Source organism: Cellulomonas sp. S1-8 (assembly GCF_026184235.1).
Lineage (GTDB): Bacteria > Actinomycetota > Actinomycetes > Actinomycetales > Cellulomonadaceae > Cellulomonas.
On record NZ_CP110806.1, the window covers coordinates 2,357,977 to 2,375,208 of the forward strand.

Sequence of the window (17,232 nt, forward strand, 5' to 3'; positions counted from 1 at the left end):
GTCGTCGCCGTCATGGACTTCGGACAGCTCTTCACCAATGTCCTCAACGAGATGTTGGGGCCGACAGCGATCGCCTACGCGCTCGCCGCCATCGGGCTCAACATCCACTTCGGGCTCACCGGGCTCATCAACATGGGCCAGGCCGGCTTCATGCTGCTGGGCGCCTACGGCTTCGCCGTGGCCACGATCCAGGGGGCGCCGCTGTGGCTGGCGTTCCTCATCGCGATCACCGCGGCGGTGATCTTCGCGCTCCTGCTGGGCCTGCCGACCCTCAAGCTGCGCGGTGACTACCTCGCGATCGTGACGATCGCCGCGGCGGAGATCGTCCGCATGGTCGGCCGGTCGACGGCACTGACCGAGCTCACCGGCGGCTCCGAGGGGCTGGCCGGCAACTCGTTCAAGTACACGTTCCAGGACGCCTCGCCGTTCCCCGACGACCGGTGGGCGCTCGGCCCGATCACGCTCGCCACCAACGCGTCGAACTCGTGGTGGCTGCGCATCGTCGGGTGGGGGATGGTCCTGCTCGCGTGCCTGCTCGTCTGGCGCCTCATCCGCAGCCCGTGGGGCCGTGTGCTCAAGGGCATCCGCGAGGACGAGGACGCCGTGCGGGCGCTCGGCAAGAACGTCTACGGCTACAAGCTGCAGGCGCTGGTGCTCGGCGGGGTCTTCGGTGCGCTCGGTGGCATCGTGTTCGTCCTGGCCAGCTCCGTGCAGGCCGACTCGCTCGGGCGTCCCGTCACGTTCAACACCTGGACGATCCTGCTGCTGGGGGGTGCTGCCACGGTGTTCGGGCCCGTCCTGGGCTCCCTGCTCTTCTGGGGCTCGCTGGTGTTCGTGCGCGGCTTCCTGCGGGGGGTCGTGCCCGCCGACGTGCTGTCGGTGCAGCAGATCGAGCAGATCGGGTGGATCCTCGTCGGCCTGACGCTGATGATGCTGATCATCTTCCGACCCCAGGGCATCCTGGGAGACAAGAAGGAGCTCGCGATCAATGCCCATTGAGGACGTCGTCGAGCAGGCCAGGAACGGTCTGGCACAGGTCCCCCGCGTCCCCGGCGCCCCGAAGCCGGACGCCCTCCTCGTCGCGAGGGGCGTGCGCCGCAGCTTCGGCGGCGTCAACGCGGTCGACGTCGAGCACGTCGAGGTGCAGAAGCACGTCATCACGGCGCTCATCGGCCCCAACGGCGCCGGCAAGACCACCTTCTTCAACCTGATGACAGGCTTCGACAAGCCCGACTCGGGGACCTGGGTCTTCGACGGCACGCCACTCGCCGGCGTCGCTGCCTCCCGCGTCGCGAAGTCCGGCATGGTCCGCACCTTCCAGCTCACCAAGGCGCTGGCCCGCATGACGGTGCTGGACAACATGCGGCTCGGCGCCCGCGACCAGCCCGGCGAGGGCCTGTTCACCGCTCTGGTCAAGCCGCTGTGGGCCGCGCGCGAGAGGGAGATCACCGAGAAGGCGCTGACGCTCCTCGAGCGGTTCAAGCTCGAGGAGAAGAAGGACGACTTCGCCGGCTCCCTGTCGGGTGGTCAGCGCAAGCTGCTCGAGATGGCACGCGCCCTGATGTCGGACCCCACGCTCGTCATGCTCGACGAGCCCATGGCCGGCGTGAACCCGGCGCTCACGCAGTCCCTGCTGGGCCACATCACCGACCTGCGCGACTCGGGGACCACGGTCCTGTTCGTCGAGCACGACATGCACATGGTGCGGCACATCTCCGACTGGGTCGTCGTCATGGCGCAGGGCAAGGTCGTCGCCGAGGGGCCCCCCACGGAGGTCATGGCGGACCAGGCGGTCATCGACGCGTACCTCGGGGCGCACCACGACACCGACCTCGGGGACGACGCGCTGCTGGACGAGGGCGGCGTCATCGACACCGACGCCGAGGCGGAGGCCGGGACCCCGGCCGGGGAGAAGGCACCGTGACCGAGACGTCCGCACCCGTGCTGCACCGCGGCGCCCCGCAGGGCGAGCCGCTGCTGCACGCCGACTCGCTCGTCGCCGGCTACGTGCCCGGGGTCAACATCCTCAACGAGTGCTCGCTCGTGCTGCACCCGGGTGAGCTCGTCGGGATCATCGGGCCGAACGGCGCCGGCAAGTCGACGCTGCTCAAGGCCCTGTTCGGGCTCGTGAGCATCCGCGAGGGCTCGCTGACGCTGAAGGGCGAGTCGATCAAGGGCCTGCGCGCCGACGCCCTCGTGGGGCGCGGCGTCGGCTTCGTCCCCCAGACGAACAACGTGTTCCCGAGCCTGACGATCGAGGAGAACCTGCAGATGGGCGTCTACCAGACGCCCCACAAGTTCGCCGACCGCCTCGAGGTCGTCCTGGCGCTGTTCCCCGAGCTCGTCCACCGGCGCAAGCAGCGGGCCGGCGCGCTGTCAGGCGGTGAGCGCCAGATGGTCGCCATGGCGCGCGCGCTCATGCCCGAGCCGTCGGTCCTGCTGCTCGACGAGCCGTCGGCGGGCCTGTCCCCCGTCCGCCAGGACGAGGCGTTCCTCCGCACGCGCCGCATCAACAAGGCCGGCGTGTCGGTCGTCATCGTCGAGCAGAACGCCCGCCGGGCGCTGCAGATCTGCGACCGTGCGTACGTGCTCGACCAGGGCCGCAACGCGTACTCGGGCCGTGGCCGCGAGCTCATGCACGACCCCAAGGTCATCGAGCTGTACCTGGGCACGCTCGCCACCGACGTGGACGCCGCCCGGGACGCCGAGAAGGACACCGACGCGGGCGCAGCGCCCGCCTGACGCCCGCGGAGCACCCCGGAGGCCGACCGAGCCGACGGAGCCCCGGTACCGATCCCCTGGATCGGTACCGGGGCTTCGCTCGTCACGGGCGTGCGGAGCAGCGCTCGAGCCACGACGGCGACGATCCTGCCCGAGGGATGGTGGCCGGTGGGGCCGTCGCCGGCAGGCAGGCAGACGACGACCCCCGCAGCCCTGAGGCTGCGGGGGTCGTCGTCCGAGCGGAGGTCAGGCAGGTCAGCCCTGCGGGACCTCACCCTCCTCGGAACGGTTGAACGTGTAGGTGTTCTCGGCACCGAACTGGTAGATGCCGATGAACGCCGACGACGGGTCGTTCGACTCGTTGAACGGACCGACACCCGAGACGGACTGGTAGGCGATGTCCTCGCCGTCCGCGACGAGCGCCGAGCACTCCTCCCAGCCGGTGCACTCGGTGCCACCGTCCGCGCCGGAGACCGCCGCCATGTTGGCCTGGATGGTCTCGCCGGAGGAGTCACCGCCCTTGAGGGCGGCGAGCGCGACGAGCATGGTCGCGTCGTAGGACTCGGGACCGTAGGAGAAGTCCTTCAGCTCGGGGTCGACCTCGAGCATGCGGGCCTGGAAGTCCTCCGACGGGTACGCGCCGGGCAGGGTGCCCTGCGCGTTCTCGAGCGTGCCGGCCGGGAAGCCGACGTCACCCTCGGTGCCGAAGTTCTGCAGGTTGCCGTCGACGAAGTACGTCTTGCTCATGTCCCAGCCCTGCGCGACGAGCTCACGCACGATCGCCGGGGTCTGGTCCGTGAACGCGAGGATCGCGATGGCGTCCGGGGCCGAGGCGATGGCGTCCGCGACGATCGTCGCGAAGTTCGTCTCGGCGGGGTCGAACTCCTGGCCCGACGAGCCGAAGACGAGCGTGCCGCCGGCCTCGGTGACGACGCCCTCGACGACGTCGCGCAGCGACGTGCCGTAGGAGTCGTTGAAGACGAGGATGCCGACGTTGCTGGCACCGTCACCGACGATGAGGTTGCCGAGGACGTCGCCCTGGACGGTGTCCGGCGGCGCGGTACGGAAGTAGAAGTCCGAGTAGCCGGACAGGTCCGTGGCCGTGTTGGCCGGCGAGACCTGCACGATGCCCGCACCCGTGATGTCGTCGACGATGTTCTTGGTGACCGACGAGGACGCCGCACCGATGATGGCCGAGACGCCTGCCGAGATGAGCTCCTGTGCCGACGAGGTCGCCACGGATGCGTTCTGGGCGTCGGACGAGTCCGTGTGCGTGATCTCGACGTCGGCGTCGAACAGGCCGCCCGCGTCGTTGATCTCCTGCACGGCCAGGTCCACGCCGGCGATCTCGGGCGGGCCGAGCTGGGCGAGCGAGCCGGTGACGGGGAGGATCGAGCCGATGTGCAGCGGCTCGCCGCCGCCCCCGCCCCCCGCGGTCGTCTCGGCGTCGCCGGCGTCGTCGGAGCCCGAGGTGCAGGCGGTGAGCGCCAGTGCGATCGCTCCCGCGACCGCCAGCGTCCGTCCTGCGCGTGTCGAACGATTCATGCGTGGTACCCCTCTGTGAGCCTTGCACCTGCCGGGTCCGGGCGCGGACCCCGGCGATGTGCCGCGAACGTACTCATGGTTTGTGTCCAACATGTGACTGGCAACGTCTTGCACCGTGTCGTTGTGCACTTGTGACCAACGAGGACGAGCCCGGCCGGCGTGCAGACGCCGACCGGGCTCGGTGCACCCGGGTGGAGGACGGGGTCAGGACGACGCCCCACCGACCTGCTCGATCACCGCGTCGGCAACCTCGCGCATCGTCAGGCGACGGTCCATCGACGTCTTCTGGATCCACCGGAACGACTCCGGCTCCGTCAGGCCCATCTTCGTCATGAGCAGGCCCTTGGCCCGGTCCACGCGCTTGCGGGTCTCGAAGCGCTCGGCGAGGTCTGCGACCTCGGACTCCAGCGCGGTGATCTGCGCGTAGCGGGAGATCGCGATCTCGACCGCCGGCAGCAGGTCCGCCGGGCTGAACGGCTTGACGACGTACGCCATGGCACCGGCGTCGCGCGCCCGCTCGACGAGCTCGGTCTGCGAGAACGCCGTGAGCAGGACGACGGGCGCGAGGTGGGCCTTGCCGATCCGCTCGGCCGCCGAGATGCCGTCGAGCACGGGCATCTTCACGTCCATCACGACGATGTCCGGCCGCAGCTCGGTGGCCATCGCGACCGCCGTCTCGCCGTCGCCCGCCTCGCCCACGACCTCGAAGCCCGCCTCCGTGAGCGTCTCGACGACGTCCATCCGGATCAGCGCCTCGTCCTCGACGACCACCGCACGGCGCGCGGGCCGCCCGGCCGACGACGCGGCGGCGCGCGGCGTGGGCTCGGCAGCGGGCAGGTCATCGGCCTGCGTCGCGTCCTGCGTGGGCTCGGGGCTGGCGTCCTTGGTCACGTGCACAGCGTAGTGCGCCGACCGGCCGGCGTGACTCACCTCGACCGTGGTCGAGGTCACGTGCCCGGACGGGGCCGTCGGGACCGACCGCCGCACGCCCGCGAGCGCCCGGGGTCGGGGTCGCCACCCGGCCCGTCGGCGGTACGATCTCGGCGCGGCCCCGATAGCCCAACCGGCAGAGGCGTTCGGCTCAAACCCGATCCAGTGTGGGTTCGAATCCCACTCGGGGCACCGTGTCGAGGAGGAGCCGTGCAGCCCGGTGTCGATGCCGTCGTGTCCGTGCCCGGGATGACCTGGGTGCTCACGGCCCTGTTCGTGGTCGCGGTCTTCGCCCTGGTGTTCCTGGTCGGTGCGGCGTTCACGCCGTCGTGGCGCCGCGGGATCGCGAGCGGCGTGGTCCTGGCCGTGACCCTCGTCGCGGGGTTCGCGTACGCGGCCCCGCGGTTCGAGGCGTGGCAGGAGGTCTACGACTACGACGCGACGTGGAGCCGCGTGGAGGCCCGCTACGGCGTGAGGCTCTCCGCGCAGGACAGGGCGACGACGCTGCCCGGTCCGCCCGGGCGCCACGGGACGGGGATCGTGAACCAGCGCGAGCTCGGCGCCGTCGTGATGGCGGACGGGCGCGTCCGCGACGACCTGTACCTCCAGTTCGCCACCGGGCGCCCCGTGCGCGTCGCGATCGTCACGAAGCCTGCGGGCGCGAACGAGCTCGTGGTGAGCGTGGGTGGGTGGTGGGACGAGCTCCCCGTCGTCGACGAGGTCCCGTGACGCGACCGGTCACCCTGCACCCAGGAGGCCGTGTGGGCGTCAGAACAACGGCCACGGCACGGCCGGCCCGTCGCCGGGCGGCGCCGGGAACCGCCCCGTGCTCAGGAGCTCGTCGCACCGCGCGGCGAGGGCGTCGAGCTCCGCACCGCTGAGCATCGTCGACAGCCGGTCGCCCAGGTCACCGGCCAGGCCGGTGCGCACCCGCTGCGCGCCTGCGACCTCCTCCGGTTCGAGGACCTCGCCCCGCCACCCCCACAGCACCGTGCGCAGCTTCGGCTCGACGTGGAACGTGACCCCGTGGTCCACCCCGAACCGGTGGCCGCCCGGCCTGGGAAGGATGTGGCCGCCCTTGCGGTCGGCGTTGTTGACGAGGACGTCGAACACCGCCATGCGTCGTAGGGCGACGGAGTCCTCGTGGATCACCGTCACCGCTCGCCCGCGATGATCCGTCCCCTCGAGCACCGTGCGCCATCCCTGTGCCGGGACGTCCGACGCGTCGACCACGTCGACGGGGCCCTGGTCGGGGTCCGGCTCCTGCCACAGCTGCACCATCCCGGGACCGAGGGGCCCGTCGCGCAGCCACGTCCGCGGGACGACGTCCCAGCCGAGCGCCTGCGAGACGAGGTACGCGGCGACCTCGCGGCGCGCCAGGGTGCCGTCCGGGAAGTCCCACAGCGGCTGCTCACCGGCCACCGGCTTGTAGACGACCACGACGTCGCCGATCGAGCCCACGAACGTGGCGTTGGACGCGGTCGTGACGCGACCGACGATCTGCAGCCCGTCGTGGTCGAGGTCGACGTCCGGGGTCGTCACACGCCGTCGCGCGATCCGCAGACGTGGCCGTCCGGGTCGATCGCCCCACCGCACAGCGGGCAGGTCGGTCGTCCGGCGCTCACGACCTTGCGGGTGCGCTCCACGAAGGCGCGGGCGGTGCCGACCGGCATCCGGACGAGCAGCATCTCGCTCGGCTCGTCGGGCTCGGCACCCAGGTCCGGTGCGAGGTCGTCCTCGTCCCGGGGCACCGCGACGGGATACGCCTCGAGGACGACCTGCAGGGTCCGGGGATCCCAGCCGAGGCGCATCGCACCGGCGCGGAACTGCTCCTCGACCGGCTGGTCGACGGGGTCGTCGTCGATCAGCTCGACGGGGGTCTCGGCGGGGACGCTGACCCCGCTGCTCCGGTCGGCCACCAGGTCGCCCAGGAGCTCGTCGACCTTGTCGGCGAGGGCCGCGGACTGCTCCTTCTCCAGGGCGACGCTGGTGGAACGCGCACCGGTGCGCACCTGCAGGTAGAACGTGCGCTCCCCCGGGCGGCCGACGGTGCCGACCACGATGCGATCCGGCCAGTCGAACGCGTGGACGAGGGTGGTCATGGCGCAAGTTTACGAGCGGCGGGCTCGTCGGCGCGCGGCGCACCGTGGCCGGCACCCCCGCCGACAGGGGCGTCGGCGACGGGGCCGAGCGCACCGAGCCACGCCAGGTCGCCGAACTCGGTGTTCGTCGCGATCACGTCCGGACGGTGGGGCCCGTAGCGGACGACGGAGATCGACGCGGGACCGACGCCGAGGCGCTGGAAGAGGTCGAGGTGCATGCCCAGCGCGTCGGCGAGGACGGACTTGATGACGTCACCGTGGCTGACGGCCGCCCAGACCGCGCCCGGGCCGTGCTGCGCCTCGAACGCGGCGTCGTGCCGACGGACCGCTGCCACCGCCCTGGCCTGCATGGCCCGCAGGGACTCACCACCGGGGAAGACCGCGGCCGAGGGCTGCGTCTGCACCACGGACCACAACGGCTCCGCGGCCAGGTCGCCCAGGGAGCGCCCCTGCCACGTCCCGTAGTCGCACTCGGTGAGCGCTGCGTCGACCTGCGTCCCCGGTGCGTGCTCCTGCCGTGCGACGAGGATCCGCGACGTCTGCCGGCACCGCTCCAGCGGACTCGAGACCACCCCGCTCAGCGGCACCACGGAGAGGCGCTCGGCGGTGCGCCGGGCCTGCTCGCGCCCGACGGCGTCGAGCCCCACCCCGGCCGTGCGCCCCGCCAGGACGCCCTGGACGTTGGCAGCGGTGCGACCGTGCCGGACGAGGATGACGGTGGCCATGCCCGCAGCCTAGGTGGACATCACACCGGGGCGGCGGCCCGTCGGTACGCCATCAGACCGCGGTGGTGCCCGCCCGCCCGTACCGGTCCGACACCCTCACGACGTCCTCCTGCCACCCGGGCGCCGCGGTGGACGCCTCGGCGAACAGCAGGTCGGTCACGGCGGTCAGCCGGTGCAGCACCGCGGCCGGCACGTGCACGACATCACCCGGTTGCATCGTCCGCGACTGCAGCAGCGCCTCCGACGTCCCGTACTCGACCACGGCCTCCCCCGAGACGATGCTGATCGTCTCGTCCTTCTCCACGTGGTACTGCAGGCTCAGAGCCTGGCCCGCGTCCACGGCGATGAGCTTCCCCACGTACCCGTGCTCGCCGCCGGCGAACACGGTCTCGTGACCCCACGGCTTGGACCGGCGTGGCGCGGTCGTGAACTCGGCGTGCTGGTCGGGCCGTGCAGACATGGCGATCTCCTCGATCAGGGCGCGGGCCGGCTCGGTGCACGAGGGTGCGCACGGCCCGTCAGCAGGGAGAGCAGCGCGTCGAGGTCGACCAGCGCGATGCGGGTGAAGGTGTCGCTGCACCCGTACGGCAGCACGAGCGTCCGACCGTGGAGCATCGCGCCGCAGGAGTACACGACGTTGGGGACGTAGCCGGAACGCTCGTCCTCGGTCGGCGACAGGATCGGGTCCTCCAACCGGCCGACGACGACGGTCGGGTCGTCCAGGTCGAGGAGCAGCGCCCCGATCGCGTAGGTCCGCATCGGGCCGACGCCGTGCGTCAGGACGAGCCAGCCCTCCTCGGTCTCGAGCGGGGGCCCGCAGTTGCCGAGCTGCACGAACTCCCAGGGCTGCTGCGACGCCTGGACACGCACCGGCGCCTCCCAGTGGAGAAGGTCCGCCGACGTCGTGACCGCGTTGCTCTCCCGGTCAGCCCGCGAGATCGCGACGTAGCGGCCGCCGATCGGACGGGGGAACAGCGCCAGGCCCTTGTCGCGCGATCCCGGACCGCTGAGCGGCGTGGAGCGGTACGTGCGCAGGTCGGGGGTACGCAGGAGGTGGACGCGGACCTCGCGGCCGTTGTACGCGGTGTACGTCCCCACGTGCTCGGTACCGCCGTCGAGGGTCGAGAGCCTCAGCAGGCGTACATCCTCCATCCCTCGGCTCTCGGACGGGGCGCGGGGCATGAGCACGCGCTCCTGCACGGTCGAGCCGGCGGGGAACTCCACCGCGTACGTGTCCGCGGCGATGCGCTCGACGTGCTCGGCCGTGCGCGCGCTCGCCCCGCGGGTGAGCCGCTGCGCACGCAGGCCCGCGAGCGCCACGTCGAGATCCGCCCTGCCGAACACGGGGCCGAGAGCCTCCAGGACGACGCCCGCGTCCAGGTGGTCCTCGCCGGGGGCCGGGGACTCGAGCTGGTGCTACGGACCGTGGGAGCAGGTCGCGTCCACCCTCGCCGAGGGCCTCGTCGCACGCGGGCACGACGTCACCCTGTTCGCGACGGCGGACTCGCTGACGGACGCCCGGCTCCACGCCGAGGCCCCGGCCGGGTACGAGGAGGACCCCTCGGTCGACGCGAAGGTCTACGAGGCGCTCCACATCGCCGCCGTCTTCGAGCGGGCCGACGAGTTCGACGTCATCAGCAACCAGTTCGACTTCCTGCCGCTGGTCTTCGCCCGGCTCACCGCGACGCCCGTCGTGACGACGGTCCACGGGTTCTCCTCCGAGCGCATCCTGCCCGTGTACCGCGCGTACGACGACGTCGCCCACTACGTGGCCATCAGCGCGGCCGACCGGCACCCCGACCTCACCTACGCCGCGACGATCCACCACGGCATCGAGGTCGACCAGTTCACCCTCGGCGCCGGTGGGGGCGGCTACCTGCTCTTCCTCGGTCGGATCCACCCGGACAAGGGCACGGCGGCGGCGATCGAGGTGGCCGCCAGGGCGGGCCTCCCGCTGGTCATCGCCGGCATCGTCCAGGACGAGGAGTACTTCCGGGACGCGGTCGAGCCACACGTCGACGGCCGGGCCGTCGTCTACGCCGGGATGGTCGGTCCCGCCGAGCGCGACCGGCTGCTGGGCGGGGCCGTGGCCCTGCTGCACCTCATCGACTTCGACGAGCCGTTCGGCCTGTCGGTCGTGGAGTCCCTGGCCGCGGGGACCCCGGTCATCGCCCACCCCCGCGGCTCCATGCCGGAGATCGTGCGGCCCGGCGTCTCCGGCGCCCTCGTGCACGACGTCCCGTCCGCCGTCGCCGCCGTGCTGGGGGTCGGCGGGATCGACCGGGCGGCATGCCGGGCCGACGCCCTGGCACGGTTCTCCGCCGGCCGGATGGTCGCCGACTACGAGCGGCTGTTCGAACGCCTGGTGACCCCGGGTCGGTGAACCTGCCCGCACCGACCTCGTCCCTCGGGGATGAGGTGGGCGGCCCCGCACCCGGGTCACGCTCCGAGGATGACCGATGCCGCCGTCCGACCCCGGACCGGCGCGGTGCTCCTGACGCTGGGCGCCGCGCAGTTCCTCATGACGCTCGACAGCTCCGTCATGAACGTCGCGATCGCGACGGTCGCCGCCGACGTCGGCACCGGCATCGACGGCATCCAGACGGCGATCACGCTCTACACGCTGGTCATGGCGATGCTCATGATCCCCGGGGGCCGGATCGGCACGCTGATCGGCCGCAAGAAGGCGTTCGCCATCGGGTGCGCGGTCTACGGGGTCGGCTCGACCACGACCGCGCTCGCGCCCAACCTCGCCGTCCTCATCCTGGGCTGGTCGGTCCTGGAGGGCATCGGCGCGGCGCTCATCCTCCCCGCGGTCGTGGCCCTGGTCGCCGGGAGCGTGCCGCCCGTGGGCCGGCCGCGGGCCTACGGGCTCATCATGGCGGCGGGTGCGGTGGCCGTCGCCGTCGGCCCGCTCGTCGGCGGGATCGCGACGACGTACTTCTCGTGGCGCTGGGTGTTCGCGGGTGAGGTCGTCCTCGTGCTGCTGATCCTGCTCGCGACGCGGGTCCTGGGCGACGTCCCGAAGGAGGACGGCGCCCGGCTCGACGTCGTCGGGGCGGTGCTGTCCGCGGCAGGGCTGGGTCTGGCGGTGTTCGGCGTGCTGCGGTCGAGCGTGTGGGGCTGGGTGGTGCCGAAGGAGGGGGTCCCCGCGGTGCTCGGCCTGTCGCCCACCATCGTGCTGCTCCTGCTCGGGATCCTCGTGCTGTGGTTCTTCGTGCTGTGGGAGCACCACGTCGTCGCGGCGGGTCGCCAGCCCCTGGTGCGCCTGGAGATGTTCGCCAACCGGCAGCTCACCGGCGGGCTGATCATGTTCTTCTTCCAGTTCCTGGTGCAGGCCGGTCTGTTCTTCACCATCCCGCTGTACCTGTCGGTCGCCCTGGGGCTGTCCGCGATCGACACCGGTCTGCGGATCATGCCGTTGTCGATCACGCTGCTGCTCGCGGCCGCCGGCATCCCGCGGCTCTTCCCGCACGCGTCGCCCCGGCTCGTCACCCGCGCGGGGTTCCTCGCCATGACCGCCGGGATCGTCGCGCTCCTGACCAGCATGGACGCGGGCGCCGGCGCCCAGATCGTCACGGTGCCGCTGCTGCTCGCCGGGCTGGGCATCGGGGCGCTCGCCTCCCAGCTGGGCAGCGTCACGGTCTCCGCCGTGCCGGACCACGAGAGCTCCGAGGTCGGCGGCCTGCAGAACACGGCGACCAACCTCGGCGCCTCGCTCGGTACCGCCCTCGCCGGGTCGCTGCTCATCGCGATGCTCACGGCGTCGTTCCTCACCGGGATCGAGGAGAACCCGGACGTCCCTCCCGCCGTCAGCGCGGCGGCCGAGGTCGAGCTCGCGTCCGGGATCCCGTTCCTGTCCGACGCCGACCTCGCGGCCGCCCTGGCACGCTCGGACGCGAGCCCAGAGCTGACGAGCGCCGTGCTCGCCGAGAACCGGCAGGCCCGGCTCGACGCGCTCACCACCGCCCTGGCCGCGCTCGCGCTCCTCGCGCTCGTGGGGCTGTTCCTCACGACCCGCGTCCCGACCACGCAACCGGGGGCGGCACGTCCGCAGCGCCCCGCGGGCGAGGACCGCGCGGCGGCGTGACGGCGGGCGTCAGGTCACGCCGCCGCCGACACTTCACGGCACCTCGCGGCACGTCACGGCTCGTCGGCGACGGCGACCCTCCCCGAGGCGGCCGCCTCGCCCAGCGCCGCGTGATCACTCGCGTTCTGCCGCGCGTACGCCTCCGCGAACTCGCCGATCGCCCGGTCGAACCGGTCGCTCCGGCCCAGGTAGGCGGCGATCGCCACGCGGTCCCCGGAGCGTGCGTGCGCACGGGCCAGGGTGCGCCCGCAGATGCGGCCGTAGTACTCCATCGCGTCCGGGGCCATCGCCTCGACCACCACCGAGCCCTTGCCGTCGCGCAGCTGCCGTACGTAGAAGTCCCGCTCCACGCCGTCGATCCCGTCCGCCCGCTGCCATCCCAGGAGGATGTCGCTCGTGGCCTGCAGCAGCTGCTGCCCCTCCACCACCCGCCGCCCCTGGTCCTCGACGTCGTGGCCCGGCACGAACGCCGCCAGCACCGACTCACCCGCCTCCTTGACCTGCAGGAAGAGCGGGTCGGCGTCGTCCACGCCCTTGAGCAGCAGGATCCACGCGCGCGTCCCCACGCTCCCGACCCCGACGACCTTGCGCGCCATCTGGACGAGGTGGAACTGCCCGAGCAGCCGCCGGCGGTCCGGTTGCAGCGTCCGTCCGTACGCGTCCACGAGCGCCTCCATGCGCGCGTAGAGCGCGTGCAGGTCCTCGCCGTCCACCATGTCCTCGACGGGGACCAGCAGGGGTGGTCGACTGCGGATCCGCGCGCGGCCGTCGACGACGGAGGTGAGCTTGGCCAGCGCCTGCGTGCTGTCGCGGGTGCGCGCCTTGGCGAGGCGGTCCCGGGCGCGTCCCACCCGGCGCCCGTCGAGCTCGCTGCCGATCTCCGCCAGGACCTCGTCCACGGCGAGGTGCTCGTACCACATCGCGAGCGTGCCGAGCGCGGCGAGGTCGGCCATCGCGGCCCGGTACGCCGCGGCGGCGGCCCGCACGACCCGTCTGCGCTGCTTCGCGTTGAAGCCGTTGTCGCGCCCGGCGACCGCGAGGCTCGCCGCGAGCCGCTTCGCGTCCCACTCGAACGGACCCGGGTACGTCTCGTCGAAGTCGTTGAGGTCGAAGACCAGCCGTCGCTCAGGCGACGCGTAGAACCCGAAGTTGCTCATGTGCGCGTCCCCGCACAGCTGCACGTCGAGTCCCGTCCGGGGGGTCCGCGCCAGGTCCGACGCCATGACCAGCGCCGCGCCCCGGTAGTGGGCGAACCGCGTGGTCAGCATGCGGGCGTACCGCAGCGGCACGAGCTCGGGGAGACGGGTGGCCGCCTGCCCCTCGAGCAGGGCGACCGGGTCCGGGCGCCCGTCCAGCACGAGATCCGCGTGCGCGTCGAGCGGCACCCGCTCGCGGACGGCGCGACCCCGCTCCTCCCGCTCCCGGCGGCTCCCACGGTGGGGTGACCCCTCGCCGACCACGTCCACCGCCTCCCGTCGCCGTCTCAGGCCACGGGTGCGGTCGGGCGCGGGTCTGCGGCGTGCCGGCCGCCACCGGCCACCCCTGGAGCGCGCACGGGCACGGGCACGTCGCTGCCGTCCTGCGACGTGAGCCGCGCGCCGGCGCGCACCGACGCGTGGCACGGTACGTTGCCGAGGTGGAACCGGCTGGGACACCGCTCGAGCACCGGGCGCACCACCTCGCGGGCGCGATCTACGGGACGATCCTGGCCACGACCGTCGTCGCGGCGACGAGCAACCACCCCGAGTCGCTGGCCCGCACCATGCTGCTCGTGCTCGGGACGTCGGTGGTGTTCTGGCTCGCGCACGTGTACGCGCTCGAGCTCGCCGCGCGGATCGTCGCGCGCCGCCCGCTGCGGCGCGAGGAGATGGGGCACATCGCGCGTCAGGAGTGGCCGATGCTGCAGTCGAGCTGGCCCGTGCTCCTGGTCCTGCTCCTCGGGCACCTGGAGGTCCTCGACCCCGCGCGGGCCGTCGACGTCGCCATGGCGGTCGGCGTCGGTGCGCTCGTCGTCTACGGCATGGTGATCGGCCGGCAGGAGAGCTCCGGGTGGCCGCGCGTCGTGCTGAGCGGGATCGTCTCCGGTTGCTTCGGCCTGGCCATCCTGGCCCTGAAGCTCGCCGTCCACTGACGACACCTGGCCGGGGGTACGCGGCAGGTCGCAGATCATGCGCGCTCCGTGGGTGCTCGTCGTGGCCGTCACCCGCGCCGACAGGAGCTGTGGTCGCCGCTGCCGAGCGGCGTGGCACCCGCGGGCGCGGACCCGTGCGCTCCGAGCCTGACGCCTCGTCGCTCGAGCCGCGTCATCCCTCAGGGGTGAGCCGCGCAGGTCGCGCTCACCCCTGAGGGCGCCCGCCCTCAGGTGAGACGCACGTCCGCGGCCGCCTCCACCGCGGCCGCACGGCCCGGCGCGTCCTGGAAGCCCCAGTACAGGTTGGTGTGGGCGACGACGTCCGCGGGCGCGGGCGCACCCCACGCGGTGAGGTCCTCGGTCGTGTGGGCGTCGGACACGAGCGTCACGTCGTAGCCACGGGTGAACCCGCCGTGCAGGGTGGCACGCACGCACCCGTCCGTCTGCGCACCCGCGACGACCAGCCGCCCGACGTCGGCACCCGCGAGCACGTCCTCCAGGTCGGTGCCCTCGAAGGAGTCGCCGTACCGCTTGTGCACGACCGGCTCGCCGTCGCGCACCGTGAGCTCGGGCACGATCTGCCACGGCTCGGTGCCGAGCGGGAGCTCGTCGCTGCTGTGCTGCACCCACACGACCGGGGTGCCTTCCGTGCGGGCGCGGTCGACGAGGCCGGCGACGCGCGAGACGACGCCGTCACGGTCGTGGGCACCGCCGACGACGCCGACCTGCGGGTCGATGACGAGCAGTGCGGTGCGATGACGGTTCTCGAGCGTGGTCACGGTGCCTCCTGCGGTCGCGGCTGGTACCCCCACGCTACGACCGACCACCGACATCCCGGCCCGTCGCCACCACCCCGGGTCCGGCACCGAGACGTCCCCGCGTCGACCCGGCCTCTCAGGTGCGCTCGGCGTCCTGCCCGTCACCCGCGGCAGGCGCGCTGGCCGCACCCGACGCCGCACCGACGGCGTCCTGCAGCACCGCCGCGCGGTTCTCCAGCAGGCGGGTGACCGCCTCCTGCGCGAACCCGAACACCAGCGCGTACACCGCGATCTCCTGCTGCGTGCTCAACCCCACGAAGCCGGTGACGATCTGCGACTGCAGGACCATGACCCCGACGACGGCGACGATCCCGCCGAACGGGATCCGCAGCCAGCCGAGGGCCGGCGTGATCCGGTACGGCGACAGCGAGGGTCGCGTCCGGCGCACCGCCACCACCGCCGTGATGCCCGCGCCGACCATGCCCAGCACGGCGACCGTGGCGACGTCCCCCGCGGTCGGCCGCGCGCCGCCCGACGGGCACACCGCCCCCGCCTCCGGCAGGCACAGCGGGAACAGCGTCGGCACGAGCGTGCCCGCCGCGACCACGACCAGCAGCGCGATCGTCGTCGCCCACGCGACGCGCACCAGCCGGTCGCGCAGGTGCCGCACCTGCCGGTACTCCCGGTCCGCCGCCGCGTACGCCGCCGACAACGCGTAGCTCAGGGTGTGACGGTCCGCGTCGGTCGCGGGAGCCGTCCGCGCGAGCCTCGTCAGGCGCGCCAGGAGCTCGCCGTTGCGCGGCCGCATCCGCCCCACCCGCTCCACCGCGTACAGGTACTGGCTGCCCAGGGCCTCGTCCGTCACGACGAGCGGGAGCATCGCGCGCGCCCGGTGCACCGCGTTCCAGGCGAACTCGAGGCGTGCGTCGCGGCGGCCGCGCCGCTCGTGGCGGCCCGCGACGACCGCGTCGATGGCCTGCTGGGCGACGTCGAGCTCACCCGCGCAGATGTCCCGGGCCGCTCTCGCGGCAGCCGTGCGCCGATCGCCCGCGGCGTGCACGGCGTCCTGGACGAGCATGAGGTCCGCCTGCACGGCGAGCGCGCCGAGGTCGTGGGAGCGCACCGCACGCTGCGCGCGTGCCGACGGCGCCGAGCCCTGGTCCGTCGCCGGTCCGTCCGTGCGTGCCACCGTCATGACCCCTCCTCGATCGGTCGACCGGTCCCTTCTTCAGGACCCGCGCGCGCGACACCTGATACCGCGCGCGGGTCGCCCCACGGTGGCAGGGTGTGCGCGGGAGGTGGACCGCGTGGACTCACAGGTGATGTCGGTGGCCGAGCGCCGCGCCGTGCGGTCCACGTACCGCAGCCTGCGGCTCGGTGTCGTGGCGCTGATCGCCCTGCTCGTGTCCGCTGTCGTCACCGAGGCCACGCGGGCGGGTTGCTGGCTCGACTCGCTCAGCGCCTACTACTGGACCGGTGCGCACGACGCCGTGGTGGGCGCCCTCTGCGCGGTCGGCGCCCTCCTCGTGGCGTACACCGGGACCGACGACGTCGAGGACGCGCTGCTGGACGCCGCGGGCTTCCTCGCGTTCGTCGTCGCGCTCACCCCGACCGAGCGCGGCACGGGGTGCCCCGTCGCCGCCGCGGCCGAGGTCCCCGCGGCCCTCGCCGACGCCCGCACCGGGCTCTCGGCACTCGTCCTGGTGGGGCTCCTGGTCGCCGGCGCGCGGGCGGCCGCGGCGCTGCGTGCCGGCCGCACCGGCACGGCCGTGCTCGCGCGCGTCGGCGTCCTCCTGGTGGTCGTGGTACCGGCCGTCGGTCTGCTCGTCGCGCCGGACCTCGTCGTGGCGGGCGCCCACGCCGTGGCCGCCGTGCTGCTGTTCGTCGCCGTGGTCGGGGTCGTCGTGCTGCGCGCGTTCGCCGCCCGTGCCGTGTCGAGCCGGTGGGCGATCGCGTACTCCCTGCTCGGTGCGGCGATGCTGCTCACGCTGGCAGCCGTCGTCGCGCTGCACGCCGCGGTGCCCACCTGGGCGCAGGCCGTGCTGGTCCTCGAGACCGCGCTCGTGGGCCTGTTCGCGGGGTACTGGGTGCTGCAGACCGTCGAGCTGTGGGGCGTCGACGTCCCGCGCACGCCACGCGCACGCCTGACCACCTCCGAGCCCGCCGAAGGTCGTCCCGCGGTCCCCCGCTGAGCACGCGCGCACCGGACCGCGGGCGGACGACGACGGCC

18 protein-coding genes and 1 tRNA gene are annotated in these 17,232 nt (G+C 73.1%); 9 read left to right on the plus strand and 10 right to left on the minus strand.

All coding sequences use genetic code 11. The features are described from left to right. The first annotated feature begins 12 nt into the window (after positions 1-12). Genes OKX07_RS10575 through OKX07_RS10585 form a run of 3 tightly spaced genes read left to right on the plus strand, consistent with a single transcriptional unit; the run spans position 13 to position 2,742 of the window. Complete coding sequence (locus OKX07_RS10575; RefSeq protein WP_265628045.1) at positions 13-999, plus strand: branched-chain amino acid ABC transporter permease; 987 nt, start codon at positions 13-15, stop codon at positions 997-999. Next, positions 989-1,924 carry an ABC transporter ATP-binding protein gene (locus tag OKX07_RS10580; RefSeq protein ID WP_265628046.1) on the plus strand — a complete coding sequence of 312 codons (936 nt, stop codon included), beginning with the start codon at positions 989-991 and terminating at the stop codon, positions 1,922-1,924. The genes OKX07_RS10575 and OKX07_RS10580 overlap by 11 nt, the downstream gene beginning before the upstream one ends. Further along, the gene (locus OKX07_RS10585) at positions 1,921-2,742 is read left to right on the plus strand and encodes an ABC transporter ATP-binding protein (RefSeq protein ID WP_265628047.1); all 822 of its coding nucleotides are present in this window, start codon (positions 1,921-1,923) and stop codon (positions 2,740-2,742) included. The genes OKX07_RS10580 and OKX07_RS10585 overlap by 4 nt, the downstream gene beginning before the upstream one ends. A 234-nt stretch (positions 2,743-2,976) precedes the next feature. Here the strand turns inward: OKX07_RS10585 and OKX07_RS10590 are convergent, their stop codons facing one another. Next, on the minus strand, positions 2,977-4,266 hold the full coding sequence (locus tag OKX07_RS10590) for an ABC transporter substrate-binding protein (protein WP_265628048.1): 1,290 nt from the start codon (positions 4,264-4,266) through the stop codon (positions 2,977-2,979). Between the two features lie 204 nt (positions 4,267-4,470). After that, complete coding sequence (locus OKX07_RS10595; protein WP_265631896.1) at positions 4,471-5,103, minus strand: ANTAR domain-containing response regulator; 633 nt, start codon at positions 5,101-5,103, stop codon at positions 4,471-4,473. A gap of 211 nt (positions 5,104-5,314) precedes the next feature. On the opposite strand from OKX07_RS10595, the gene OKX07_RS10600 reads away from it, so the two are divergent. Then, positions 5,315-5,388: transfer RNA gene (locus OKX07_RS10600), tRNA-Leu, on the plus strand. A gap of 18 nt (positions 5,389-5,406) precedes the next feature. Further along, a complete protein-coding gene (locus OKX07_RS10605; RefSeq protein WP_265628049.1) occupies positions 5,407-5,925 on the plus strand; it encodes a hypothetical protein in 519 nt (172 codons plus the stop codon). A 39-nt stretch (positions 5,926-5,964) separates the two neighbouring features. On the opposite strand, the gene OKX07_RS10610 is transcribed toward OKX07_RS10605, so the two are convergent. From OKX07_RS10610 to OKX07_RS10630, 5 genes are read right to left on the minus strand one after another with little or no spacing between them, the layout of a single operon-like run. Beyond that, positions 5,965-6,738, minus strand: a complete 774-nt coding sequence (locus OKX07_RS10610) for an SCO1664 family protein (RefSeq protein WP_265628050.1) — start codon at positions 6,736-6,738, stop codon at positions 5,965-5,967. Next, positions 6,735-7,298 (minus strand): DUF3090 domain-containing protein, encoded by a 564-nt coding sequence (locus OKX07_RS10615; RefSeq protein ID WP_265628051.1) that lies wholly within the window; start codon positions 7,296-7,298, stop codon positions 6,735-6,737. Before OKX07_RS10615 ends, OKX07_RS10610 begins: the two co-directional genes overlap by 4 nt. Next, positions 7,295-8,023, minus strand: a complete 729-nt coding sequence (locus OKX07_RS10620) for an MSMEG_4193 family putative phosphomutase (RefSeq protein WP_265628052.1) — start codon at positions 8,021-8,023, stop codon at positions 7,295-7,297. The genes OKX07_RS10615 and OKX07_RS10620 overlap by 4 nt, the downstream gene beginning before the upstream one ends. Before the next feature lie 52 nt (positions 8,024-8,075). Beyond that, positions 8,076-8,483 (minus strand): cupin domain-containing protein, encoded by a 408-nt coding sequence (locus tag OKX07_RS10625; RefSeq protein ID WP_265628053.1) that lies wholly within the window; start codon positions 8,481-8,483, stop codon positions 8,076-8,078. Positions 8,484-8,497: 14 nt separating this feature from the next. Beyond that, the gene (locus OKX07_RS10630) at positions 8,498-9,343 is read right to left on the minus strand and encodes a hypothetical protein (RefSeq protein ID WP_265628054.1); all 846 of its coding nucleotides are present in this window, start codon (positions 9,341-9,343) and stop codon (positions 8,498-8,500) included. Here OKX07_RS10630 and OKX07_RS10635 point away from each other — a divergent pair. Together OKX07_RS10635 and OKX07_RS10640 are read left to right on the plus strand one after the other, a co-directional pair. Beyond that, positions 9,309-10,406 carry a glycosyltransferase family 4 protein gene (locus tag OKX07_RS10635; protein WP_265628055.1) on the plus strand — a complete coding sequence of 366 codons (1,098 nt, stop codon included), beginning with the start codon at positions 9,309-9,311 and terminating at the stop codon, positions 10,404-10,406. The two genes, OKX07_RS10630 and OKX07_RS10635, sit on opposite strands and share 35 nt — an antisense overlap. 69 nt (positions 10,407-10,475) lie before the next feature. Further along, positions 10,476-12,113 carry an MFS transporter gene (locus tag OKX07_RS10640; RefSeq protein WP_265628056.1) on the plus strand — a complete coding sequence of 546 codons (1,638 nt, stop codon included), beginning with the start codon at positions 10,476-10,478 and terminating at the stop codon, positions 12,111-12,113. 53 nt (positions 12,114-12,166) lie between these two features. On the opposite strand, the gene OKX07_RS10645 is transcribed toward OKX07_RS10640, so the two are convergent. Next, positions 12,167-13,579 carry a DUF2252 domain-containing protein gene (locus OKX07_RS10645; protein ID WP_265628057.1) on the minus strand — a complete coding sequence of 471 codons (1,413 nt, stop codon included), beginning with the start codon at positions 13,577-13,579 and terminating at the stop codon, positions 12,167-12,169. 170 nt (positions 13,580-13,749) lie between these two features. On the opposite strand from OKX07_RS10645, the gene OKX07_RS10650 reads away from it, so the two are divergent. Next, complete coding sequence (locus OKX07_RS10650; RefSeq protein WP_265628058.1) at positions 13,750-14,244, plus strand: hypothetical protein; 495 nt, start codon at positions 13,750-13,752, stop codon at positions 14,242-14,244. Between the two features lie 227 nt (positions 14,245-14,471). On the opposite strand, the gene OKX07_RS10655 is transcribed toward OKX07_RS10650, so the two are convergent. After that, complete coding sequence (locus OKX07_RS10655; protein ID WP_265628059.1) at positions 14,472-15,023, minus strand: cysteine hydrolase family protein; 552 nt, start codon at positions 15,021-15,023, stop codon at positions 14,472-14,474. A 115-nt stretch (positions 15,024-15,138) separates the two neighbouring features. Continuing rightward, positions 15,139-16,197: a hypothetical protein gene (locus tag OKX07_RS10660; RefSeq protein ID WP_265628060.1), complete on the minus strand. Its 1,059-nt coding sequence runs from the start codon at positions 16,195-16,197 to the stop codon at positions 15,139-15,141. Between the two features lie 112 nt (positions 16,198-16,309). On the opposite strand from OKX07_RS10660, the gene OKX07_RS10665 reads away from it, so the two are divergent. Next, the gene (locus OKX07_RS10665; RefSeq protein WP_265628061.1) at positions 16,310-17,194 is read left to right on the plus strand and encodes a hypothetical protein; all 885 of its coding nucleotides are present in this window, start codon (positions 16,310-16,312) and stop codon (positions 17,192-17,194) included. The last annotated feature ends 38 nt before the right edge of the window (positions 17,195-17,232 follow it).